The organism is Kocuria sp. CH-021, from assembly GCF_049716185.1.
GTDB lineage: Bacteria > Actinomycetota > Actinomycetes > Actinomycetales > Micrococcaceae > Kocuria > Kocuria cellulosilytica.
This window is the reverse complement of record NZ_JBNAFK010000015.1, coordinates 61,684-84,372: the sequence shown is the minus strand read 5'-3', so window position 1 is coordinate 84,372 and position 22,689 is coordinate 61,684. Positions and strand designations below refer to the sequence as shown.

Here is a 22,689-nt window from a genome sequence, read left to right as displayed (position 1 = left end):
AACGACGAATCGCGCTGGTCCGCCGCCAGAGAGCTCCCAGTACCCCCGGGGAACCACCTGACTCCAGGTCGCGGCCAGTGGCATGCACCGAGGAGCAGCAGGTATGAGCGACATCCGAGTGACGGTCAACGGTCGGGCCCGGGACGGTGCCGAGGTCGGCCCGCACACCCGGCTGCTGGACTGGTTGCGGGGCGAGGGCCTGACCGGCGCCAAGGAGGGCTGCGCCGAGGGCGAGTGTGGTGCCTGCGCGGTGCTGGTGGCCCGGCCGGACGGCGAGGGACGCAGCCGGTGGACCTCCGTCAACGCCTGCCTGCCCCCCGCCGCCGCCTTCGACGGTCAAGAGGTCGTCACCGCAGAGGGCCTCGGCACCGCGGGCGGCACCGGCACGCCGGCGGCGCTGCACCCCGTCCAGCAGGAGATGGCATTCCGGGGAGGCTCCCAGTGCGGGTACTGCACCCCCGGCTTCGTCTGCTCCATGGCCGCCGAGTACTACCGTCCCGAGCGCGAGGCCCCCGGCGCGGCCACCGAGGCGGCCGGCGGGGCCCAGACCGGCACCGAGGTCGTCGGCGAGGAGCACGCGGCCGACCACGAGTGCGGGCCCAACGGTTTCGACCTGCACGCCCTCAGCGGCAATCTCTGCCGCTGCACCGGCTACCGCCCCATCCGCGACGCCGCCTACGCGCTGGGCACCCCTGCCGAGGCCGACCCGCTGCTGCGGCGCCAGGACCGGCCCGCGCAGCCGGCCCCGCTCACCCGGGTGGCGGCCGGGGGCGCACAGTTCGTCCGTCCCGGTTCCATGGAGGAGCTCTTCGAGCACCTGGAGGACACCCCGGACGCCCAGCTGGTCGCTGGTTCCACGGACGCGGGCGTGGGCGTCAACATCCAGCACGCCCGTCCGCCGCTGACCCTGGCGGTGGACCGGCTCGAGCAGCTGCGCACGCTCGAGGTGGGGCAGGAGCGTGTCGAGATCGGGGCGGCCCTGAGCCTGTCCGAGGTCGAGCGCGGCCTCGCCGGGCGGGTGCCGCTGCTGGACCAGGTCTTCCCCCAGTTCGCCTCCCGCCTGATCCGCAACGCCGCGACGTTCGGCGGCAACCTCGGAACCGGCTCGCCCATCGGGGACTCCGCCCCGGCGCTGCTGGCTCTGGGCGCGTCCGTGGTGCTGGCCTCCGCCGGGGGCGAGCGCGAGGTCCCCCTGGACGAGTACTACACCGGGTACCGGCAGAGCGTCCGCCGCCCCGGGGAGATCATCCGCGCCGTGCGGATCCCGCTGCCACCGGCCCGGTACAGCGCGTTCCACAAGATCGCCAAGCGGCGCTTCGACGACATCTCGAGCGTGGCCGTCGGCATCGCCGTGCACGTGGAGGCCGGCACGGTCACCTCCGCGCGGATCGGACTGGGCGGGGTGGCGGCCACCCCGATCCGCGCGCATGCCCCGGAACGCATCCTCAGCGGTGCGCCGTGGAACCGTGACACGGTCCTCGCTGCGGCGGCCGCGCTGGCCGGGGAGGGCACGCCGATCGACGACCACCGAGCCAGCGCCCGCTACCGCTCGGCCATGCTCGAGCAGGCCCTGCTCAAGTTCTGGGCGCAGAACGCGCTCGCCCCCGACATGGAGGTGTCCCGATGACGTCCCTCGCCGACCGCCCCGTCAATCCCGTGGTGGGCGTGCCCGTCGCGCACGAGAACGCCGCCCTGCACGTCACGGGCACGGCCCTGTACACCGACGACCTGATCGTGCGCCACCAGGACGTGCTGCACGCCTGGCCGGTGCAGGCCGCGCACGCCCACGCCCTCGTGCAGGACCTGCGCACGGCCCCGGCCCTGACGGTCCCCGGCGTGGTCCGGGTCCTCACCGCGGCGGACGTGCCCGGGGTCAACGACGCCGGCACCAAGCACGACGAGCCGCTGTTCCCCACCGAGGTCATGTTCCACGGGCACGCGGTGTGCTGGGTGCTGGGCGAGACCCAGGAGGCCGCCCGCCTGGGCGCCGCAGCCGTCGAGGTCGACTACGAGCCGCTGCCGTCGCTGGTCACCGTGGCCGAGGCGATCGAGGCCGGCAGCTTCCAGGGCGCTCAGCCCACCGTCAGCCGCGGGGACACCAGCACCGCGCTGGCCACCGCGGCCCACCGCTTCAGCGGTGAGTTCGAGTTCGGCGGCCAGGAGCACTTCTACCTCGAGACCCACGCCTCCTTCGCCTACGTCGACGAGGGCGAGCAGGTCCTGGTGCACTGCAGCACCCAGCACCCCACCGAGACCCAGGAGATCGTCGCCCACGTCCTCGGCCTGCACAGCCACGAGGTCACCGTGCAGTGCCTGCGGATGGGCGGCGGGTTCGGCGGCAAGGAGATGCAGCCGCACGGCTACGCCGCCGTTGCCGCCCTCGGGTCCGTGCTCACCGGGCGGCCGGTCCGGGTGCGGCTCAACCGCACCCAGGACATCACCCTGTCCGGCAAGCGCCACCCCTACCACGCCCGGTGGGAGGCCGGCTTCGACGAGAGCGGTCGCCTGCAGGCCCTCGAGGCCACCGTCACCAGCGACGGCGGGTGGAGCCTGGACCTCTCCGAGCCCGTGCTGCAGCGCACGCTGTGCCACATCGACAACGCCTACTGGATCCCGCACGTGCAGGTCCACGGCCGGATCGCGCGGACCCACAAGACCTCCCAGACCGCGTTCCGCGGCTTCGGCGGGCCCCAGGGCATGCTGGTGATCGAGGAGGTCATGGGCCGCTGCGCCCCGCTGCTCGGGGTGGACCCCACGGAGCTGCGCCACCGCAACCTCTACGTCCCCGGCCAGACCACGCCCTACGGCCAGCCCGTCCGGCACGCCGAGCGGCTGCGCACCATCTGGACGCAGCTGCTCGACCGGGCCGAGGTCGAGCGCCGCCGTGAGGAGATCGCGGCCTTCAACGCCGCCCATCCCGACACCAAGCGGGCGCTGGCGGTCACCCCGGTGAAGTTCGGCATCTCGTTCAACCTCACGGCCTTCAACCAGGCCGGCGCCCTCGTGCACGTCTACAAGGACGGGTCCGTTCTCATCAACCACGGCGGCACCGAGATGGGGCAGGGGCTGCACACCAAGATGCGCCAAGTCGCGGCCACGGCCCTGGGCGTGCCCCTGGAGACCGTCCGGCTCGCGCCCACCCGCACGGACAAGGTGCCCAACACCTCCGCCACGGCCGCCAGCTCCGGGGCGGACCTCAACGGCGGGGCCGTGAAGAACGCCTGCGAGCAGATCCGCGACCGACTGGCAGAGGTCGCCGCCCGCAAGTTCGACATCCACCCCGACGACGTCCGGTTCGTCGACGGCACGGTGACCGGGATCGGCTTCCACGACCGGCAGATGTCCTTCGCCGAGCTCGCCCACGACGCCTACTTCCAGCGGATCTCGTTGTGGGCCGCCGGGTACTACCGGACCGAGGGGCTGCACTGGGACGGCGCCCGGATGCAGGGCGAGCCGTTCAAGTACTTCTCCTACGGCGCCTCCGTCTCCGAGGTGGAAGTCGACGGGTTCACCGGCGCCTACCGGTTGCTGCGCACCGACATCATCCACGACGTCGGCGACAGCCTCTCCCCGCTGATCGACGTCGGGCAGATCGAGGGCGGCTTCGTGCAGGGGGCCGGCTGGCTGACGCTCGAGGAGCTGCGCTGGGACGTCTCCGACGGCCCGCACCGAGGGCGGCTGGCCACGCAGGCGGCGAGCACCTACAAGCTGCCGAGCTTCTCGGAGATGCCCGAGGAGTTCAACGTGCACCTCTTCGAGCAGGCCACCGAGAGCGGCGTCGTCTACGGGTCCAAGGCCGTGGGGGAACCGCCCCTCATGCTGGCCTTCAGCGTGCGCGAGGCGCTGCGGGAGGCGGCGGGCGCCTTCGGCCCCGGCCGCCGGAGCGTCGAGCTCGCCAGCCCGGCCACCCCGGAGGCGGTGTTCTGGGCGCTCCAGGAGGGGCGCCGGGTCCTGGCCGCCGACACGGAGCAGGCTCCGGCACCGGCCACCTCGGCGGCGCACTGACGTGGACTGGCTGGACGCGCTGCAGCACCTGCGCGCGGCGGGCGCGCCGGGGGTGCTCGCCACCGTCACGGAGGTGCGCGGGCACGCCCCCCGGGAGGCAGGGGCCAAGATGGTCGTGGCCGAGACGGCCTCGTGGGACACCGTGGGCGGCGGCAACCTCGAGGCGACCGTCGTGGAGCGGGCACGGGCGATGCTGGCGTCCGGGGCGAGCGTCCCGGAGACGATGACCTTCTCGCTCAACGAGCACGCCGCCGTGGAGCACGGGAGGCAGTGCTGCGGGGGCGTGGTCGGCGTCCTGCTCGAGCCCCAGCGCGCCCGGCCGTCCGTCGCCGTGTTCGGCGTGGGGCACGTGGGCCACGAGCTCGCCCGGGTGCTCTCCCGGCTGCCCCTGCACCTGCACCTGGTGGACAGCCGGGAGGGGCAGCTGGATCCTGCCCGGCTGGCCGACGTCACCGACGGGACAGCGCAGGTCCACGTCCACCACAGCCCCGTCCCGGAGAACGTGCTCGCCGCGCTGCCGACCGGGGCGCACGTGCTGATCATGAGCCACGACCACGCGGAGGACTTCGTGCTCTGCGACGCCGCGCTGCGCCGGGACGACCTCGGCTCCGTGGGGCTGATCGGTTCCTCGGCCAAGTGGTCCCGGTTCCGGGTGCGGCTGCGGGAGGAGGGGCACGGCGACGCCGCGCTCGAGCGCATCACCTGCCCCATCGGGCTCCCCGGCATCCCGGGCAAGGCGCCGGCGGTGATCGCCGTCAGCGTCGCCGCCGACCTCCTCCGGGTGCTCGCCGCCTGACCGTCCCCGGAAGCCGCGACCACAGCGTCGTGGCCCTCCCGGGAGCGCGCGGCCGGCTCACCCCGCGCGGGGAGGGCGGACGGGCGGGGTCCCCCTCCCCTTCTCCTCGCCGGGACCGTTGCCGACCGTGACCTCGGCCAGGTCGGTCGAGGTCTGCCCGGCCGAGTCCGTGGCGGTCGCCGAGAGCGTGCGACTGCCGTCGGCGACCGTGGTGGTGTCCCAGGACGCCGTCCACCCGTCCGTGCCGTCGGTGTCGGTGCCCAGGACCCGGCCGTCCACGGCGAAGGCGACCTGGGCGACCGCCACGTCGTCGACGGCCTCGGCGGTCACCGGCACCGTCCCGCTCACCGTCGCGCCGTCGGCGGGAGCGGTGAGCGCGACACGGGGCGGGTCGTCGGCGGCGCCGGCCATCCGGTCCGCCACGTGCAGGCGGACGGTGGGCAACTGGGCGTAGAGGCGCTCGCCCGGGCACTCGGTGGCCTCGTAGTCGCGGTGCCCGCCGATGACCGGCACAGTCCGCTGCGTCCCGTTGACCGGGTTCGTGTAGGTGACCGTGGCGGCCGGTTCGAGGTCGTGGCGCACGGCCAGCTCGGCGAGCAGCTCCTCCAGGGAGGACACGGCCGCCGGTTCCGGGTCGGCCCCGAACCTGCGGTGGCCGGTGAACTCCCCGAGCAGCGCCACCCCGAGGTTCCCGGAGTTCCAGCCGCCGACGTGGGCGCCGGTCACCATCCGGTCGGTGCCGTCCTCGTGGGCGAAGTCGGCTCCGGTCCCGCCCGCGGCCCCGCACGAGGTACTGGCCGTGCCCGACCACCGGCCCTCGTAGACGATCCCGAACTCGTCGATCAGGTACTGGTAGCCGATGTCGCCGAAGCCCTGATCGACCGCGTGGTAGCGGTAGATGGCGCGCACCGTGGCGGCCGGGTCGGGGTCGTCGTTGGCGGTCGCGGTGTGGTGGACGGTCGTCACCTGGGCGTCGTAGAACTGCGGCGCCCAGAGCTCCTGGCCGGCGGCGTCGTGGCGCAGGGACTCGTCGGCACCCCAGTCGGCGCGGGAGCGGCACTGGCTGCTGTTGAGAGCCTGCGCGGCCCCGCCCGGGACCCGCCCCACGGTGGTCCGGGGCCCGTCGGTGGTGTTCATGGCCACCGCGCGCGGGGCGACGGCATCTGCGGGGATGCCGCGCACCTGGTAGGCCTCGGCGTCGCCGGCGGGGACCAGGCCGCTGGCCCACTGCCCCTTGCTCGTGACGCCGTCCTCCATCAGCGGGATCCACTGTCCCCACCGGCCGTCGTGGCGCAGCCGCACCGCACCGTGCGGCTCGGCGCCGGGTGCCTCCGCGGCGTGCTCCCGACCGGCCGGGACGTCCCACAGGACGCCGACGTGGTCGATGGTGAAGTCCGTGGTCACCTCCCCGGCCCGGACCGGTTCGGCCTCGGCCAGGGTCTCCGGGACGGTGCGAGCCTGCGCCGGCCCGGACCACAGCACGGCCAGCGAGAGCACCAGTCCCGCGACGACGGCGTGCACGATGCTTCTCAGAAGACGACGCATGGGTTCCCCCTGGAGTGACCGGTCGCTGCGGACGGGGCCGGCCGCGCCCTCGGTCCCCTTCCGAGGACCGCGCCCCTGCCCGTGGGACAGTCTGTCCCGGGCGGTGGGCCGGCACAATCCTTCCCGGTTACTGGCCATCGTGTGACCAGTGCTCCGCTCCGGTGACGCCCTCCCGTGGGCCGGCGTGAGGACGTCACCGGCACCCGGAATCAGGCGAGGCAGCCGCCGAGGGCGATGGTGCCGTCGATGGCCGTGATCTGCTGCTGCACCTCCCCGAGCTGCGCCTGGAGACCCTGCACGACAGCCGTCTGGGCCCGGATCGCGTCCTTGTTCTGCTTCTTGGCCGCTTCCAGGCCGCGCAGCGCATCCTGCGCGTCCGTCAGCCGGCCGTCGAGCGTCATCACCTGCTCCTGCAGCGTGCTCAGCCGCGTCTCCGTGGTGCTGACGGCGTCGTCGACCTCGGTGAGTTCGGCCAGCAGAGGAGCGACGCGGGTCTGGGTGCCGAGGATCTCCTGCTCCTTCGCCGTGATCTGCGCGTTCAGGTCCTTCAGCTCCGCGAGGACGGCGTCCATCTCGGCGGAGAGCGCGGCGATCTCGTCCTGCTTCGCGGCGACCGTCCGGTCGGCCTCGTGCGCGGCGTCCTGCAGACCCGTCAGCTCCTCCCGGAGCGCGTCGAGCTCCGCCTGCTGCTCCGCGACGGCGGCGGTGGCGCTCCGGTGCGCCGTCTCGGCGTCCGCGAGCTCGGTCCGCAGATCGGCGAGCTCGGACTCCTGGTCGTCGATCTCCCGCTGGGCGGTCTCCACCCCGTCCACGAGCCCCGGCAGCACAGCCTTCAGGTCGGCGACTTTCTGCTCCTGCGCGGCGACGGCGTTCTCGGCCGTGCTGACCGCGGCCTCCAGCGCCGGCAGGCCCTCCTGCAGCGCGGTCAGCGCGTCCTGCGCCGCCGAGGCCGCCGACTGCGCCTCGAGCGCCGCGGTCCGCAGCGCCGGGAGCCGGTCCTGGAGGTCGGCGATCTCGCCGGTCCTGGTGGCGACCGCCGCGTCGGCAGCTGCCAACGACTCCTGCAGGGGGGCCGCCTGCTGCTGCAGCGCGGCGCTCTCCTGCTGCTGCGCGGCGAGCTGCTCGTTCAGGACGGTCACCTGCTGCTGCAGCCCGCCCAGGTCGCCCTGCAGGCCGGAGATCAGTGCGGTGGTATCGGTGATCTGCGCGGTGACGGTCGTGAGCTCCGCCTTGTGCTGGGCGATCTGCGCCTCCCGCTGCTTCTTCGTCTGGCCCTCGCCCTTGACGGCCTCCAGGCGGGCGATCTCCTGCTCCAGGAACGTCTTCCGCTCCTGCTCCGTCCGCAGCTCGTCCTGGGCCTTCACGAGCTCGGCCTCGGCGGCCTCGATCGCCGCGCGCTTCTCGCCGAGCTGCTCCTCGAGCACGGCGATCCCGGCGGCGGCGACGGCGATCTTCGCATCGTTCGCGGCGGCGGCGTCCGCGGCGGCCTTCGCGGTGGCCCCGAGGACGGCCAGCTCGGCCTCGGCCCGGGCGATCTGCTCCTGCTGGGCGGTCACGGCCTCGGCGGCGGTGTCCGCGGTGGCCTGCAGTGCGGCCAGGTCGGTTTGGGCTCGGGTGATCTCCTCCTGCTGCTCGGCCAGGGCGCCGGCCGCGCTGTCCGCCTTGCGCTGCGTGTCGGCGAGGACCGCTTCGGCTCCGGTGAGCTCGTCCTGCGCGGCGTCGAGCTGTTCCTGCGCGGCCTGGCCGCCGTCCCGGAGGCGCTGCAGCTCCGCCTCGGCGTCGGTGACGGCGGTGCCCGCCGCGGTCACGGCGTGCGCGGCCTCCGCGGCGGTCGCCTCCAGAGCAGCCAGCTCGGTCCCCGCGGCGTCGATCCGCTCGTGCTGGGCGGCCACGGCGTCGGCGGTCTCCGCGGCGGTCGCCTCCAGAGCAGCCAGCTCGGCCTCGGCGGCGTCGATCCGCTCCTGCACGGCGGTGGCGTCGGCGGTGGCGCCCTCGGCCCGGCCCTCGAGGTCGGCGAGGTTCCGCTCGGCAGTGGCCAGCTGTTCCTGGAGCGGAGTCAGCTCGTCCTGCAGAGCGGCCCGCTGGGTCTCCAGGGCCGCCAGAGCCTCCTCGGCCTCCGACACCGCGGCGGCGGTGGTGGTCAGCTCCGCGGTCAGTCCAGCGATCTCGTCCTCGGCCGCCGTGATGTCGGCGGCGACCTGTGCCTCCTCGGCGTCGAGGGCCGTGAGAGCCTGCTCCCCCGCCGCGATCTCCGCCACGAGCTCCTCGGAGGTCGTCACCAGCGCGGCGCGCTCGGCCTGCAGCGCGGCGATCTGCTCGGCGTTCTGCTTCGCGGCCGCCTTCAGCAGGTTCTGCTGCACCGTTCCCCGGTGCGACAACTGGTTGACGACGCCGTTGCAGACACCGCCCGTCCCGGCCGGCGGTGCGGCGTGCGCCGGCACTGCCACGGCGAGTCCCCCGAAGACGGTGGAGACGGCCAGTGCCGCGACGACACGGCGGGTGCCCTGCGTGCTCTGGCCCCTCGAAGACAGCGTGGATCCACGGAAAAATGACATGTCTGGTCCCCCCAGAGTCGATCGGTCCGCCCCCCACGGGTGGACCCCACCTGGAGTTTGCATCAGTTAACGCAAGTTCATGGCATGACACGGTGGGGATGATGCAAATGCGTCGAGTTGTGACGTCGTGCGGACGCCCATGACACGCGGCGGGGCGCGCCACGGTCAGTCTGCGCCGCGGTCCGGGCGTGCGCCCGCGGCCCTCTGCGACTCCCGGCGGGGACGCGGAGATCCCGCGCCCAGCCACCGGAGCAGCACGAGAGCCCCCGGCAGCGCGGAGATCAGGGCGAGCAGTCCGTAGCCGATCGAGATCGCGAAGCCGGTCTCGGCGGGCAGTCCGTGGGCCATGGCGGCCAGGGTGGTGATCCCCTCCCGCGGGCCCCAGCCGCCCACCCCGACGGGCACGGACATTCCCGCGAGGCCCAGCACGGAGGTCCCCCACAGGTTCGCCAGGGACTCCTGCGGGGCGGTGCGCACGGCGGCCAGCAGGAACAGCCCCTGGTAGCAGGCCCAGGCGAGCACGGACAGCGCCCACACCCCCGCCCGGTCGCGCGCCGGGGCACCGCTCGTCGAGCGCCAGGCGACCGCCCCGAGGCCGAGCGCCCCGAGGCCGAGGGCCGCGGCGAGCCAGCCGCCGACCGCCAGGGCGGGCACGGTGCCCGCCGCGAGGAGCACGGACGTCCCGGCCAGCCGCTCGCCCAGCACGGACCCGCCGGCCCCGGGCCAGCTGTCGCCGCGCCGGCGGCGGCGGAGCACCCGCACCGCGTCCCCGGTCACGCCGCCGGGCAGCAGCAGGTTCACCAGCCCGGACGCCAGGCACTCGCCCAGCGCCTCCCGGAAGCCGATCGGCATGCCCCGGCTGCGGGCCACGAGCCGCCAGCGCTGGGCCTGGGCCGCCGTGGCCAGGAGTCCGGCCCCCAGGGCGAGCAGCACCGTGGCGGGGGTCAGGATCCCGACGGCGCTGCGCACCGCGTCCGTGCCCAGGGCGCGGAACAGCAGTGCGAGCAGCAGCAGCCCGGCCGCCGCCTGGCCGGCGGCGAGCAGCGCGCGGAGAACGGGCCGCCGCCGGGTGGGGGCTGGCGGGGTCTCGGCGGGCATGGGCGCAGTCTAGCCACCGCCCGCCGTCGCCCGGATTGACGCGGCGGGCCGGGCCCGCCCACGATGAAGACCCCCGACGCGGAAGGCGACCGCATGGCCCTGGCCCGATCCACCGGTTCCCGCCCCTCGGCGCGCCGGGACGGAGTGCTGGCGTTCCTGGTGCTGGGCGGCGCGCTCGCGGTGCTCCCCGTGCTGTCGGACGCGGAGCTCCCCGTGCTGCTGGCCTCGGGGGCGCTGGGCCTCGGCGTGCTCGGCGCGGTGGTGCGCAGCACCGTGCGCCGCCGCGGTGAGCCCTACGGCCCCGCCGACCGGGTCACCGTGGGCCGCTCGGTGCTCGTCGCGCTGGCCGCCGCACTGCTGCCCGTGGGCCTGGCGCCCGTGCTGGGCCAGGACGCGGGCCGCCCCGCCGAGGCCTGGTGCTGGGCCGTGTTCGCCGTCGCGCTGCCCGCCTGGCTGCTCGACGGCGTCGACGGGTGGGTCGCCCGCCGCACCGGCACCGCCACGCACGCCGGCGCGCGGCTCGACCAGGAGGTCGACGCCGCGCTGCTGCTCGTCCTCTCCGTGGCCGTCGCCGCCCGGCTCGGGCTGCCCGGGGCCGGGTGGGTGGTGCTGGTCGGCGCCATGCGCTACCTGTTCCTGCTCGGCCTGCGGGTGCGTCCCGCGTGGCGCCGCGGGCTGCCCTTCTCCTCGTACCGGCGGGTCGTGGCGGGGATCCAGGGCGGGGTCCTGCTCGGGGCGCTGGTCCCGCTCATCCCGCTGCCGCTGGCCGTCACCGCCGTCGCCGTCGCGCTGGTCCTGCTGCTGGTGTCCTTCGGCCGGGACGTCCGGTGGCTGGAGCGGTCGGGGCGCGGGCTCAGCTGACGGGCGGCAGGCCGAGCACGTCCGCGTGCCCCACCGTGGCTCGCAGCCGGCCGCGGGCGCAGTCCACCAGGCGGGTCCGCAGCCAGGCGTGGGCCTCGGCCGTGAGGTCCGGGCGGTGCTCCACGGCGGCGTCCGCCCGGTCGGCGAGGAACCGCTCCAGGAGGGGCCGGGCCCACGCCTGGTCGGAGATCCACCAGGGCGTGGGCGTCACGTCCACGGCCATCCCGTGCTCCTGCAGGGCCTCCGCGGCCAGCCGCACGGCGTCGGTGCCGGCGAGCTCACCGCGGTGCTGGTGGTCCTCGAAGGCGCCCAGCACCGAGGGGTCCAGGTGGTGCGGGGGGTCGAGCAGGACCTCGCCGTCGACGGTCAGGGCGAGGAGCGCCGGGACGCCCTCCTCGGCCAGCACGCGGGCCAGCTCCCGGATCTGCTCCCGGGTGAGCAGGTCGAGCAGCGCGGAGCACGTGACCAGCCGGCGGTCCGCCGGGTGCTCCGCGAGGACCCGGCCGAGCTCCTCGACCCCGGCGAGGACGGGCACGACGTCGGTCTCCTCGGCCCGGGCGGCGGCCACGGCCTGCTCGAGCAGCCCGCGGTCGTGGTCGAGCAGGATCCAGCGCTGGGGGCCGGGCAGGTGCCGGGCCAGCCAGGCCCGGTTCGCGCCCGTCCCGGCGCCGAGGTCCACGACGACGACGGGCTCCGTGCCCGGGTCGGTGTCGGTGCCGGACGGCGGGCGCTCCTCCCAGTGCCGGACGAGCCGGGCGATCAGGGGCAGCGAGTCCTCGCGGGCGGCGGCGTCGGCGGGCTCGCGCAGGGCCAGCCAGTCGCCGGCGACGGGACGGTCGGGGGCGGAGTGGTTCGTCATCTCGGTCTCCTGGTGCGCTCGGTGGTGGTGTCGTGGTCGGCGTCGCAGCCGGTGGCGGCGGTGCTGACGTGGTCATCGGCGGTGGTGCTCATCGGCGGCGGCGTGCTCGTCGCCGGTGTCGTGCCCGGGGGCTCCGACGGATCGGGCGGCCGGGCGATCGCGGCGAGGACGTCGCGGGCGGTGTCCTCCCAGCGGCGCAGGCGCTCGCGGCGGGCCAGCGCCGCGGCCCGCCACTGCCTGCGCAGGGCGGGGTCGGTCAGCCAGTCCCGCAGCACCTCGGTCCAGGCGGACGGGTCGGCGGGGTCGAGGGCGGCGCCGGCCCGGGCCCCGGCGGCGGGCGCGGTGGTGGGCCCGGCGCCGCCGGCGGGCCGGTGCGGCGGCGCGCCGTCGAGGGCCTCGACCGCGCCGGTGCCGGCCGCGACCAGCGCGGGCACGCCGTGGGCGAGCGCCTCGGTGACGACCATGCCGTAGGTCTCGGCCGTGGAGGGCAGCAGCAGCAGGTCCGTGCGCGCCCACTGCCGGGCCAGCGCGGCACCCCGGAGGGGACCGTGGCGGCGCACGCGTTCCGGGTCGGGGAGCTGCCGGGCCGCGGCGTCCAGCTCGTGGACGTGGCGGGGGTCGCCCTCCGGGCCCACGAGGTCGAGGGTCCAGTCGAGGCCGGCCAGCGGCGCGAGGGCCCGCAGCAGGAGGCGCTGGTTCTTGCGCGGGGTCAGGGACGCGAGGCAGAGCAGTCGCGGCGGGGAGGATCCCGCGGCCACCGGTCCGCGCTCGGCCCCCGGCTCCGCCACGGCGACGCCTGCGGCGCCGTAGCGGCGGCCGAGGTCCCGGGCCGCCCAGGCACTGGGCACCAGCACCCCGGTGGCCGCGGCGAGGGCGGCGGCCTCCCGCCGGGCGAGCTCCGCGGCGGCCGCGGGGTCCAGCCCCGTCTCGGCGGGCAGGGGCAGGTGCACGAGCAGGTGCACGGGCACGCCGGAGCGCACGGCGTCCTCGACGGTCTCCGGGGCGGCGCACCCCACGAGGCCGTCGAGGACGACCGCCCGCCCGGGGGACGGGCCGCCGAGGGCCCGCCGCAGCCGCGAGCGGGCGGCGCCGTCCGGGGCGGGCCAGTCCCCCGCGACCGGCACGAGGCGGGCCGGGCGGCCCAGGGCGCCCAGTGCCGCCACGAGCCGGCGGTCGTAGAGCGATCCCCCGGTGGGCCGTCCGCCGTCGTCGGGCACCACCACGTCGAGGCCCGCCCGCACCGTGCTCACCGGGCCGGGACGGGCCCGCCGCGCTCGCTCAGCACGGGCAGCTCGAGGGTGTAGGAGGCCCAGGCGTCGGGGTTCTCCCGCAGGGTCACGGCCAGCCGCTCGAGCCCCTCGACGGACGCCGCGCCCGCCGCGAGCCGCTCGGCCACGTACTGGGCGAGCACCTCGGTGGTGGTCAGCCGGCCCGCGAGGTCCGGGTGCTCGTCGAGGTTGCGGTAGCGCAGGCCGTCGAGCACGCCCGTGAGCAGGTCGCCGGCCAGGCCGATGTCCATGACCACCCCGTGCTCGTCGAGGACCGGCCGGGACCAGGTGGCCTCCACCTCGTAGGTGGCCCCGTGCAGGTTCTGGGCGGGGCCGAAGAAGGGGTCCGGCAGGCTGTGGGCGATCATCATGTGGTCTCGGACGGTCAGGGTGAACACGGGGCTCCTCAAGTCGGCGGGGCGGGTCGGTCGTAGTCCACCACGTGGCACAGCACGTCCGGGGCTCCGGCGGCGAGCCGCGCCATGGTGGCCGGCAGATCCGCGAAGGCGGAGCTCCCGGAGAGCAGGGCGTCGAAGCGGGGGTCCCGCAGCGCGTCCAGCGCGGTGGCGAGCCGGTCGGCGGTCGTGCGGCGGGCCCGGCGCGCGGGGGCGACGGCGCCCACCTGGCTGGCGCGGATCTGCAGCCGCCGGGCGTGGAAGTCCGCGCCGAGCGGGACGGCCGGGTCCTCGTCGCCGTACCAGGACAGCTCGATCAGCTCGCCCTCGTCGCCGAGCAGCTCGAGCCCCCGCGCCAGGCCGGCGGCGGTGGAGGAGGCGTGCACCACGACGTCGCACTCCCCCGCGGCGTCCTCCGGCAGCACGTGCTCCACGCCGAGCCGTGCCGCGAGCTCCCCGCGGGACGGCTGCGGGTCCACGAGCTGCAGCCGGGCGAGCGGGAAGCGGGCCAGCAGCGCGGCCGTGCACGCGCCGATCATCCCGGCGCCGACCACGGCCACGCGGTCCCCGAGGCGGGGCGCGGCCTCCCAGAGGGCGTTGACGGCCGTCTCCACGGAGCCGGCGAGCACGGCGCGGTCGGAGGGCACGTCGTCGGGCACGGGGGTCACGGCGGAGGCCGGGAGCACGTAGCGGTCCTGGTGCGGGTGCAGGCCGAAGACCCGCCGGCCCACCAGGTCCTCCGGCCCCTGCTCCACGACGCCCACGGACAGGTAGCCGTATTTCACCGGGCCCGGGAAGTCCCCCTCCTGGAACGGGGCGCGCATCCGCTCGTGCACCCGCGCCGGGACCAGACCGCGGTGGACCAGCGACTCGGTGCCGCGGCTGATCCCGGAGCGCAGCGCCCGCACCAGCACGTCCTCCGGCCCCGGGGCGGGCAGCTCCGCGGTGCGCAGCTCCCCCCGGCCGGGCTCCACGGTCCAGTAGGCGCGGCAGGTCCGGGGCTGCTCCGGGGCGGCGGCGGTGTCGGTCATGCTCCCATTGTGGCGTGCCGGCGGCGGCCCGCCACCGGGCGACCGCCGCGGCAGGCCGGGGCCCCCCGCGCGCCCGGCCGGCCACCGAAGCGTGCGGCCGGGCGTGATCCGCAGGTCAGGCGGTCGGGGCGGGCCCCTCCTCGTGCAGCTCGGCGAGCGCCCGCCGCAGCGCGGCATAGCGGCGGGACCCGAGCCGGCGCAGCCACTGCTCCTCCACCTCGGCGACCACGCCCGCCGCGACCGCCTGGGCGGCCCGGCCGCGCTCGGCGATGGTCACGAGCCGGGCCCGGGCGTCGGCGGGATCGGGCCGCCGCTCCACGTACCCCTCCTCCTCCAGGGCCTGCACCAGCAGGCTGGCCGTCTGCTTGGTGACGCGGGCCTGCTCCGCGAGCTGCACCGTGCGGGTGCCCTCCGGGCCGATCCGCTGGAAGATCCGCGCCTGCGCGTAGGAGAGATCCGCGAAGCCGGCGGCATGCAGGGCCTCCACCACCCGGATCTCCATGTCCCGGTACGGGTAGTACAGCAGCAGCCCCGTGTTCGTCCCCTCGTCCTCGCGCACTCCCACCCCTTGACACCGTGGCGGATCCCGCCGGAGAATTAAGTCAGTAAACCTGACCATTGTGGGGAGACTACCATGGACCGCACCGCCATCTGGGACGCCGTCCACCGGGAGCGGTCCGCGCTGGCGGACCTGCTCGAGACCCTCAGCCCCGAGGAGTGGGACCACCCCACGCTGTGCCCGGGATGGGCCGTGCGGGACGTGGCGGCCCACGTCATCTCCTCGCCGCAGTTCGGGGTGGCCGATCTCGCCGTCGCCCTGTGGCGCGGCCGGGGGAACTACGACCGCGCGGTGTTCCTGGACGCCCGGCGCCGCGGCCGCCGGCCGGTCGAGGAGATCGTCGCGGACTACCGCCGCCTGGACGGGTCGAGGCGCCACCCTCCGGGCACGGGGGTGCGGGATCCGCTCCTCGACGTCCTGGTCCACACCCAGGACATCGCCCTGCCCCTGGGGCGGCACCACGCCATGCCCCCGGAGGCCGCCCGCACGGCCGCCGACCGGGTGTGGTCGATCTCCTTCCCGTTCCGGGCCCGCCGGCGGCTGCGCGGGGTGACGCTCACCGCGACCGACGTCGACTGGCGCGCGGGCAGCGGCCCCATGGTCCGCGGGACCATGGAAGCCCTGCTCCTGCTGCTGACCGGACGGACGGCGGCGCTCGACCGGCTCGAGGGACCGGGCCTGGACCTCGTGGACCCGGGGGCGGGGGCCGTCCGGCGCTCTTGACACCCCGCCGCGGCGGCGAGGACGCTGGTGGAGGCGGCATCCGCCGTCACCTCCCCCGTCCCCCGAGGTGACCCATGGTCCAGCGCATCCTCTTCCTGCACGGGGCCGGACTCCAGCCCGGCCCCGGTGGAAACCCGGTGCTCGAGGCCGTGCGGCGGCAGTGGCCGGACGCGGACCTCGTCGCCCCCGACCTCCCGAGCCCGGAGAATCCCGATCCGGAGCTGTGGCAGGAGGCGATCGGCCGGGCCGTCCGCGCCATCCCGGACGAGCCCTGGGTGATCGTGGGCCACTCCCTCGGCGGGTCCGAGGCCCTGCGCTTCCTGTGCAACCGGATCCCCACGCTGCTGCAGCGCGTGGTGACCGTGGCGGCCCCGTGCTGGTGCCCGCAGCACCCGGACTGGAACGAGCGCGGCTTCGCCCTGCCCCCCACCGTGGGCCGGACGCTCGCGGACCTCGAGATCGTCCTGGTCCACGCCGAGGACGACGACGTCGTGCCCTCCGCCCACGCGCACTGTCTCGCCGAGCAGCTGCCCTCGGCCGAACTCGTGCTGCTCCGCTCCGGAGGGCACCTGCCGACGTCCTGGACGGACCGGGGTCTCATTGCGTGAGGCGGAGCCGGGCGGATCGGCAGAATCGCCTCCGTGCGAGAGCATGGAGGGCATGACCCGATCCCATCCCGTGCCCCGCAGGACCGCCCGCACCCTGGGGACCGCCGCACTGCTCCTGGGCCTCTGCGCCCCGGTCCCCGCCGCCGCGCTCCCCGCCGCCCCGGGCGGCGAGGTCCCCGGGACCACCTCGGTGACCGTCCCCGCCTCCTGCGGCCCGGCGGGCGCCGGATCGTTCGCCGTGGCGAACGGGCCCTCGGCGGAGGACGACCGGCGCGCCCTCACCGCCGCCCTGGACGGGCTGAGCGGGGCCGTGGGCGCGGAGATCGGCCTGCTGGTGCAGGACCCGGACGGCCGCACGGTCCTCGCCCACCGCCCCGATCTGTCCGGCATGGAGGCGAGCCTCTCGAAGGTCCCGCTGGCCCTGACCACCATGCGCCTGGCCGCGGAGCGGGACGGCCGGCTCACCGCGCAGCAGCGGGAGCTGATCCGCAACAGCGTCCACGAGAGCGGCAACGAGTCCACCTCCGCCCTCTACGGCGCGCTCGGCCCCACGGTCTCCGCCATGGAGGCCGAGCTCAACGAGACCTACGACCTCATGGGCGTCAGCTCGACCCGGTCCTCGGGCGGCTGGGGCCACAACATGACCACGGCCTCCGACCAGCTGGCCGTGCTGGGCACGGTGGTCCACGGCGCGGACTGGCTGCCCGAGGAGGACCTCGCCTGGCTGCGGGAGCAGATGCGGCCCAGCCATCCGTCCCAGACGTGGGGCGTGGGCGGCCCCCGCGCGGGCGGGGCGGCCACCACGGACTCCCTCGTCAAGAACGGGTGGCTCCCGGACGCCGGCGGGCAGTGGGACACCCACAGCGTGGGGCGGGCCGCCACGGGCGGGACGGCCCACCACATCGCCGTGCTGGGCTCCGGCTACCCCACCGCGGCGTGCGGCCAGGACGTGGCCACCGCCGTGGTCGAGCTGTACCTCGCGCTCGGGGCCGCCTGAGCTCACGCCGCCGCGTGCGGCGCGCCCCGGCCGGGGTCCACCTGGTGCGGGCCGGCCGCGGAGGGCCGGATGTCGAAGTCGAAGATCGCGGTGGGCAGGTACACCGTGGCGCAGGAGTTGGGGATGTCCACCACCCCGGAGAACCGGCCCTCGATCGGCGCGGCGCCCAGCAGCAGGTAGGCCTGCTCCGGGGAGTACCCGAACTTCGTGAGGTAGTCGACGGCGTGCAGGCACGCCCGCTGGTAGGAGAGCTGCGAGTCGAGGTAGCGCTGCTCGCCGTCGAGCGTCACCGAGGTGCCGGAGAAGGAGATCCACTCGCTGTACTGCGGGTCCGTCCTGCCCGGCAGGAAGATCGCGTTCTCCGAGACCCCGTAGGTCTCCATGCCGCCCTTGATGACGTCCACGTGGAAGTCGACGAACCCGCCCATCTCGATGGCGCCGCAGAACGTGATCTCGCCGTCGCCCTGGGAGAAGTGCAGGTCCCCCACGGAGAAGTTCGCGCCGTCCACGAAGACGGGGTAGAAGACCCGGGTGCCCTTGGTGAGGTTCTTGATGTCCTGGTTCCCGCCGTTCTCCCGGGGCGGGGCGGTGCGCGCTGCCTCCGCCGCGACCCGCTCCACGTCGGCGTCGGGGACCCCGCCCAGCAGGGCGTCCGCGGGCTCGGGCGGCAGCGCCAGGGGCGGGACCCGGTCCGGGTCGGTGGCGATGAGCGCCCCCTCGCGCGCGTTCCACCGGGCGAGCAGCTCGGCGGAGGGTGCGGTGCCCATCAGGCCGGGGTGGACGATGCCGGTGAACGAGACTTCCGGGACGTGGCGGGAGGTGGCCGTCTGGCCGCGGAAGTCCCAGATCGCCTTGTAGGCGTCCGGAAAGCGGTCGGTGAGGAAGCCCCCGCCGTTGGACCGCGCGAAGACCCCGGTGTACCCCCAGCCCTGCCCGGCCAGTGGGCCCGAGTCCTCCTGCGGGACGGGGCCGACGTCGAGGATGTCGACGACGAGCAGGTCCCCCGGCTTCGCGCCCTCCACCGCGAACGGGCCGGAGAGCTTGTGCACGGTGGTCAGCGGCGCGTTGAGGATGTCCTCGGCGGAGTCGTCGTTGACGATCGCGCCGTCGAACCACTCCCGGCAGTGCACCCGGAACGTGTCCCCGGGTCGCACGGTCGCCACCGGAGGGATCTCCGGGTGCCACCGGTTGTGCCCCACCAGCTGCTGGTCCTCGAACGGCCGGGACGAGTCCAGGGGAAAGATGAGCTCCGGCATGACGTGCCTCCTAGGCTGCGGTGTGCGAAGTGGTGCTCGGTCGGGGCGCCTCTCAGGGCCGGGGAAGTCTGCGGTGCAGGGGGTTGCCGGTGGTCCGGGCCGCGCCGCGGGCACCGGGCGGGGGTGCGGCGACGACGTCGGGCTCGGCGGCGGTGCGCTCGGTGCGCTCGATCAGCCGTGCCGCGGGGGTGCCGGCCCGGGAGAGCCCGGCCGCGCTCATCAGCCGCCGCGCCGGGGCCCCGCAGCCGGGACAGGTGCGCTCGCGTGCGGCGGCGCCCATCCCCAGCAGCTTCTCGAAGACGCCGCAGTCCGGGCAGCGGTACTCGTAGATCGGCATGCGGTGCGCCTCCCGGGAACGCGGGGTCTCTGGACTGTCGACCGTAGTGCCGTGCCCGCGGCCGGGGAAGGGCGGTCGCCGACATCGCCCGGAGATGACGGAGGCGGGTGCGCCGGGCGTCCGCCCCGTGCGGTCCCGGCCGCGCCACGCTCAGGGCCGGTGGGGCTCGACGTTGAGGTTGTGCCGGAAGAGGTTCCCGGGGTCGTAGCGGTCCTTGAGGGCGGCCAGCCGCTGGTGCTTCTCCCGCCCGTAGGCCAGGCGCGCCGCCTCCGGGAGGTCGCCCCCGAGCTCGGCGTCCGGGCCCATGAGGTTGACGTACTCCCCGTGCTCGGCGAACGGCTGCATCCCGTTCCGCACCGTTTGGACGAAGCCGGCGAGGAGCTCGTCGTCGACGGGGTCGTGCCGGACGCCGTAGACCGTCAGCCAGTACCGCGCGGAGCGGTTGGGGAAGGCGGTGGCCTCCTCCGGCACCCGCCCGAACGCGCCCTCGAGGTGGTGGACGTCGATGCCGGCGCCCCGGCACGTGATCCCGGAGGCCAGGCCGGCGAGGACGTCGACGACCTCGCCGTCCAGCCGGGAGAAGGGCACGTTCCGCCAGTGGCCGTGCGAACCCCTGGGGAAGGCGCCGTCCCTGGCCCCCTGCCAGGCGAGCCACGGTGTCGGCCCCATCTCCTCGGCGTCGGGCGGAGCGTCCTCCCGCAGCCCGTCGACGACGTCCAGGCCGGCGGCGTGGTTCTCGGAGGCCCAGCAGAAGCCCACGGTCAGCACCGGCTCGTCGCCCATCCCGGCCCCCGGCGGCGGGATCGCGAAGCTGAGCACCGGGTTCATCTCGTCCGGCAGACCGCGCGACCACTCGGCGAAGGCGCTCAGGGCGTCCCGCCAGTGCGGCCTGCGGTAGTAGAGGTTCCCCGCGAGCACGGCGGAGGGCAGCCGGCGGGCCCTGAAGGTGAAGGAGGAGGCCACCCCGAGGTTGCCGCCGCCGCCGCGCAGGCCCCAGAAGAGCCCGGCGTTCTCCTCCTCGCTGGCGTGCAGGTGGTCGCCGGCGGCGGTCACGACGTCGGCGGAGTCCAGGTTGTCGAGCGTCAGCCCGTTGCTGCGGGTCAGCCAGCCCATGCCCCCGCCCAGGGTGAGTCCGGCCACGCCGGCGGCGCCGACGAGGCCGCCGGGGACCGCGAGACCGTGCCGGACCGTGGCACGGTCGAGCCCGGCGACCGTGGTGCCGGGGTCCACGCTCACGAGCTGGTTCGCGGGGTCGACGACGACGCCCCGCAGCCGCCCCAGGTCCAGCACCAGGCCACCCTCGACCGTGCCGTGGCCCGCCACCCCGTGTCCGCCGCCCCGCACCGCCAGCGGCAGCCGCGTGCGCTGCGCCGCGGCCAGGACGAGGTCGATGTCGCCGACGTCGCCGGCTCGCACGACGGCCCGGGGGCGGACGTCGATCAGGCCGTTCCAGACCCGGCGGGCCCTGTCGTAGTCGGGGTCCCCCGGCTCGACCAGTCCCCCTGTGAGGCGGTCCCGGAGTTCCCGGAGCGCCCTGGCCGTCCCGTCGCCCGGCGCACCGTGATCGGTGGTGCTCATGGCTCCCGCTCCTGCGCGAAGAATGTGTCGGCCCGGAGGCAGATTCTAGTCCGCCCGGCGCAGGGCGCCGCGAAAGCCCTTGTCACACCTGCATAACTCCGGGCCGGGCGTCAGAGGCCGCCCGCCTCGTCCGCACCGGCCGCCGGAGCGGCCGCGGCGGCACCGGCGGCCTCCTCCGGACCGGCCGCCCCGCCCGGTCCGGCCGGGTCTGCGGCCTCGGCGGCGTCGGCGGTGGCTCCGGCCGCCGCCGTGGGCGCCGGGGTGTCCGGCTCCGCGTCCTTGTCGTTCGGGATCCCGTCCCCGTCGCGGTCCGGATCCTCCTCGTTGCGCAGGCCGTCCCCGTCCAGGTCGGGATCGACGACGTCGGGGATCCTGTCCCCGTCGATGTCGTCGTCCAGCTCGTTGGGGGTGCCGTCGTTGTCGATGTCGGGGTCCTCCGTGTCGAGCGTCCCGTCCCCGTCGGTGTCCCGCACCGCGTCGGGAACCCGTGGCGCGACTCCCGGTTCCAGCTCGGGCTCCGGGTCGGGGACCGACACGGGGTCGGGGACCGTCACCGGGTCGGGGACCGTCACCGGCTCACGGTCCGGCGCCGGCACGGGCTGCTGCCCGGGGGCCGGCACGGCAGGGGGCAGCGCAGGGTCCACTCCGGCCGGCGGGGCCGGAGCGGGGACGACGGGGTCGGCCTCCATGGGAGCGGCGGGAGGAGCGGGGACGACGGGGTCGGCCTCCACGGGAGCGGCGGGAGGAGCGGACACCACCGGGGCCGCCGGGGCCGGCAGGTCCCCCACCGGCCGCCCGGGCCGCTCGGCGGTGCCGTTCTGCTCGTGCTCCGCCCGCTGCGCGGCGTCCGACTGCTTCTTCGCCGCCTCGGCCCGCTTCGCCGCGTCCGCCCTCTTCGCCGCCTCGGTCTTCCGGGCCGCCTCGGCCTTCTTCGCCGCCTCGGCCCTCTTGACCGCGTCCGCCTTCTCGGCGGCCTTCGCCTGCTTCTTCGCGACCTCGGACTTCTGGGCGGCCTGCGCTCTCTTCGCGGCCTCCGCCTTCTTCGCGGCGTCGGCCTTCTTCCGGGCGGCCTCGGCCTTCTGCGCGGCCGGGTCCTCGACCGCGTCCGGCACGGGGACCTCGAGGGAGTACTTGCTGCGGGAGGCGGGAATGACGCGCATGCCGTCGACCCAGTCGAAGGACTGGGGGTCGACCGCCTGGCCGTCCACCCAGGTCTCGAAGTGCAGGTGCGGGCCCGTGACCCGGACGCCGGTGGCACCGACAGTGCCGAGCTGCTCGGAGGCGGCGAGCCGGTCACCGGTCCGCACCCGGACGTCCTCGAGGTGGTTGTAGGTGGTCCTGATCCCGTCCGCGTGGGTGACCTCCACCCGGTTGCCGCCCCAGACGTCCCAGAACACGGCCGTCACCACACCGTCGAGGGCGGCGACGACCGGCAGTCCGGGCGCGGCCGAGACGTCGGTGCCGTTGTGGAACTCGCGCCCGCCGCGGTCGGGGGCGATCCGCCAGCCGAACTGCCCGCCGGGCAGCACGGCGCCGGGCCGGGTCGGCGCGATGATCGTGTTGACGGGCAGCTCGCCCTGGTACAGCTTCGGCGCCTGCCGGCCCGGGCGCACGGTCGACGCGGACTCGCGACCGCCGTCACCGCGCCCGGTCCCGGCCCGCCAGGAGCCCTTCCCCTCGCCGCCGTCCCGCACGGGCGAGACGGCGCGGTCCTCCCGCACCGGGCGGGCCGGAGGGGCCTCCTGCTCCTGGCCGGCCGCGAGCAGGCTCCACCGGCTGTTCGAGTGCTCCGCCCGCTCCGCGGAGGCCGCCGGGGCGCCGAAGGCCGAGGTCCCCCGGTCCTCGCCGGCCTCCGGTGCGATGCCCGCGCTGACGGCCACGCTGACGGCCACGAGGGCCGAGAACGCGGTGAGGGCGGTGACCGGCGAGGACGCGCGGTGGCGCAGACCGGTGGGAGCAGGGCGGCGAGAGGAGTCGCGGGGCATGACGGTGTTTCCCCCAGGATGTCGCGGACGGCGACGAGAAGATCGTGCAGATGATCGGGGCGCTGTCGCCCCGCGGCATCAGCTTAAGTGAACAACCGGTCGCGACCGAGGGATCCGCCGTCCCCTCATCGGCGCCTTGTCACACGACGACTTTATGCAAACGCAAACTCTCCCGCCCCGGGCGGAGCGCTCCCGCGCGGGGCCCTCACGGACGAGAGCCACCGGGAGGAACG

The 22,689-nt window shown here is 75.6% G+C and carries 19 protein-coding genes; 7 read left to right on the top strand and 12 right to left on the bottom strand.

What is annotated here, in order from left to right:
* Positions 1 to 103: 103 nt before the first annotated feature.
* Genes ACPYN7_RS12760 through xdhC form a run of 3 tightly spaced genes read left to right on the top strand, consistent with a single transcriptional unit; the run spans position 104 to position 4,801 of the window.
* Positions 104 to 1,627: a xanthine dehydrogenase small subunit gene (locus ACPYN7_RS12760; RefSeq protein WP_058873126.1), complete on the top strand. Its 1,524-nt coding sequence runs from the start codon at positions 104 to 106 to the stop codon at positions 1,625 to 1,627.
* A complete protein-coding gene (xdhB, locus tag ACPYN7_RS12755) occupies positions 1,624 to 4,005 on the top strand; it encodes a xanthine dehydrogenase molybdopterin binding subunit (RefSeq protein WP_058873125.1) in 2,382 nt (793 codons plus the stop codon). The genes ACPYN7_RS12760 and xdhB overlap by 4 nt, the downstream gene beginning before the upstream one ends.
* A gap of 1 nt (position 4,006) precedes the next feature.
* On the top strand, positions 4,007 to 4,801 hold the full coding sequence (gene xdhC / locus ACPYN7_RS12750) for a xanthine dehydrogenase accessory protein XdhC (protein WP_058873124.1): 795 nt from the start codon (positions 4,007 to 4,009) through the stop codon (positions 4,799 to 4,801).
* Positions 4,802 to 4,858: 57 nt separating this feature from the next.
* Here xdhC and ACPYN7_RS12745 read toward each other — a convergent pair whose 3' ends face one another.
* The 3 genes from ACPYN7_RS12745 to ACPYN7_RS12735 all read right to left on the bottom strand — a co-directional run bounded on the left by ACPYN7_RS12745 (position 4,859) and on the right by ACPYN7_RS12735 (position 9,999).
* Entirely contained in the window at positions 4,859 to 6,322 is a 1,464-nt protein-coding gene (locus ACPYN7_RS12745) for an Ig-like domain-containing protein (protein WP_058873123.1), read from the bottom strand.
* Between the two features lie 233 nt (positions 6,323 to 6,555).
* A complete protein-coding gene (locus ACPYN7_RS12740) occupies positions 6,556 to 8,901 on the bottom strand; it encodes a chromosome segregation ATPase (RefSeq protein WP_424347892.1) in 2,346 nt (781 codons plus the stop codon).
* A 165-nt stretch (positions 8,902 to 9,066) separates the two neighbouring features.
* A complete protein-coding gene (locus ACPYN7_RS12735; protein ID WP_424347891.1) occupies positions 9,067 to 9,999 on the bottom strand; it encodes a lysylphosphatidylglycerol synthase domain-containing protein in 933 nt (310 codons plus the stop codon).
* 93 nt (positions 10,000 to 10,092) lie between these two features.
* Here ACPYN7_RS12735 and ACPYN7_RS12730 point away from each other — a divergent pair, with 93 nt between their 5' ends.
* On the top strand, positions 10,093 to 10,860 hold the full coding sequence (locus ACPYN7_RS12730; protein WP_424347890.1) for a CDP-alcohol phosphatidyltransferase family protein: 768 nt from the start codon (positions 10,093 to 10,095) through the stop codon (positions 10,858 to 10,860).
* On the opposite strand, the gene ACPYN7_RS12725 is transcribed toward ACPYN7_RS12730, so the two are convergent.
* The 5 genes from ACPYN7_RS12725 to ACPYN7_RS12705 all read right to left on the bottom strand — a co-directional run bounded on the left by ACPYN7_RS12725 (position 10,853) and on the right by ACPYN7_RS12705 (position 14,972).
* A complete protein-coding gene (locus ACPYN7_RS12725) occupies positions 10,853 to 11,719 on the bottom strand; it encodes a class I SAM-dependent methyltransferase (protein WP_424347889.1) in 867 nt (288 codons plus the stop codon). The two genes, ACPYN7_RS12730 and ACPYN7_RS12725, sit on opposite strands and share 8 nt — an antisense overlap.
* Positions 11,716 to 12,969, bottom strand: a complete 1,254-nt coding sequence (locus ACPYN7_RS12720; protein ID WP_424347888.1) for a glycosyltransferase — start codon at positions 12,967 to 12,969, stop codon at positions 11,716 to 11,718. Before ACPYN7_RS12720 ends, ACPYN7_RS12725 begins: the two co-directional genes overlap by 4 nt.
* A complete protein-coding gene (locus ACPYN7_RS12715) occupies positions 12,966 to 13,385 on the bottom strand; it encodes a 6-pyruvoyl trahydropterin synthase family protein (RefSeq protein WP_058873117.1) in 420 nt (139 codons plus the stop codon). Before ACPYN7_RS12715 ends, ACPYN7_RS12720 begins: the two co-directional genes overlap by 4 nt.
* 8 nt (positions 13,386 to 13,393) lie before the next feature.
* Positions 13,394 to 14,413, bottom strand: coding sequence for a zinc-dependent alcohol dehydrogenase (locus ACPYN7_RS12710; protein ID WP_424347887.1), 1,020 nt, complete (start codon positions 14,411 to 14,413; stop codon positions 13,394 to 13,396).
* Positions 14,414 to 14,528: 115 nt separating this feature from the next.
* Positions 14,529 to 14,972, bottom strand: coding sequence for a MarR family winged helix-turn-helix transcriptional regulator (locus tag ACPYN7_RS12705; RefSeq protein ID WP_424347886.1), 444 nt, complete (start codon positions 14,970 to 14,972; stop codon positions 14,529 to 14,531).
* 75 nt (positions 14,973 to 15,047) lie between these two features.
* Here ACPYN7_RS12705 and ACPYN7_RS12700 point away from each other — a divergent pair, with 75 nt between their 5' ends.
* The 3 genes from ACPYN7_RS12700 to ACPYN7_RS12690 all read left to right on the top strand — a co-directional run bounded on the left by ACPYN7_RS12700 (position 15,048) and on the right by ACPYN7_RS12690 (position 17,300).
* Positions 15,048 to 15,695, top strand: a complete 648-nt coding sequence (locus ACPYN7_RS12700; RefSeq protein ID WP_424347885.1) for a maleylpyruvate isomerase family mycothiol-dependent enzyme — start codon at positions 15,048 to 15,050, stop codon at positions 15,693 to 15,695.
* A 74-nt stretch (positions 15,696 to 15,769) separates the two neighbouring features.
* On the top strand, positions 15,770 to 16,303 hold the full coding sequence (locus tag ACPYN7_RS12695) for an alpha/beta fold hydrolase (RefSeq protein ID WP_058873114.1): 534 nt from the start codon (positions 15,770 to 15,772) through the stop codon (positions 16,301 to 16,303).
* A gap of 52 nt (positions 16,304 to 16,355) precedes the next feature.
* The gene (locus ACPYN7_RS12690; RefSeq protein ID WP_058873113.1) at positions 16,356 to 17,300 is read left to right on the top strand and encodes a hypothetical protein; all 945 of its coding nucleotides are present in this window, start codon (positions 16,356 to 16,358) and stop codon (positions 17,298 to 17,300) included.
* Positions 17,301 to 17,302: 2 nt separating this feature from the next.
* On the opposite strand, the gene fmdA is transcribed toward ACPYN7_RS12690, so the two are convergent.
* From fmdA to ACPYN7_RS12670, 4 genes are all read right to left on the bottom strand, one after another.
* The gene (gene fmdA, locus ACPYN7_RS12685; RefSeq protein WP_058873112.1) at positions 17,303 to 18,556 is read right to left on the bottom strand and encodes a formamidase; all 1,254 of its coding nucleotides are present in this window, start codon (positions 18,554 to 18,556) and stop codon (positions 17,303 to 17,305) included.
* Between the two features lie 52 nt (positions 18,557 to 18,608).
* Positions 18,609 to 18,893: an FmdB family zinc ribbon protein gene (locus tag ACPYN7_RS12680; RefSeq protein ID WP_424347884.1), complete on the bottom strand. Its 285-nt coding sequence runs from the start codon at positions 18,891 to 18,893 to the stop codon at positions 18,609 to 18,611.
* A 150-nt stretch (positions 18,894 to 19,043) separates the two neighbouring features.
* Entirely contained in the window at positions 19,044 to 20,471 is a 1,428-nt protein-coding gene (locus ACPYN7_RS12675) for an FAD-binding oxidoreductase (protein WP_424347883.1), read from the bottom strand.
* Positions 20,472 to 20,581: 110 nt separating this feature from the next.
* A complete protein-coding gene (locus ACPYN7_RS12670) occupies positions 20,582 to 22,456 on the bottom strand; it encodes a peptidoglycan DD-metalloendopeptidase family protein (protein WP_424347882.1) in 1,875 nt (624 codons plus the stop codon).
* Between the last annotated feature and the right edge of the window lie 233 nt (positions 22,457 to 22,689).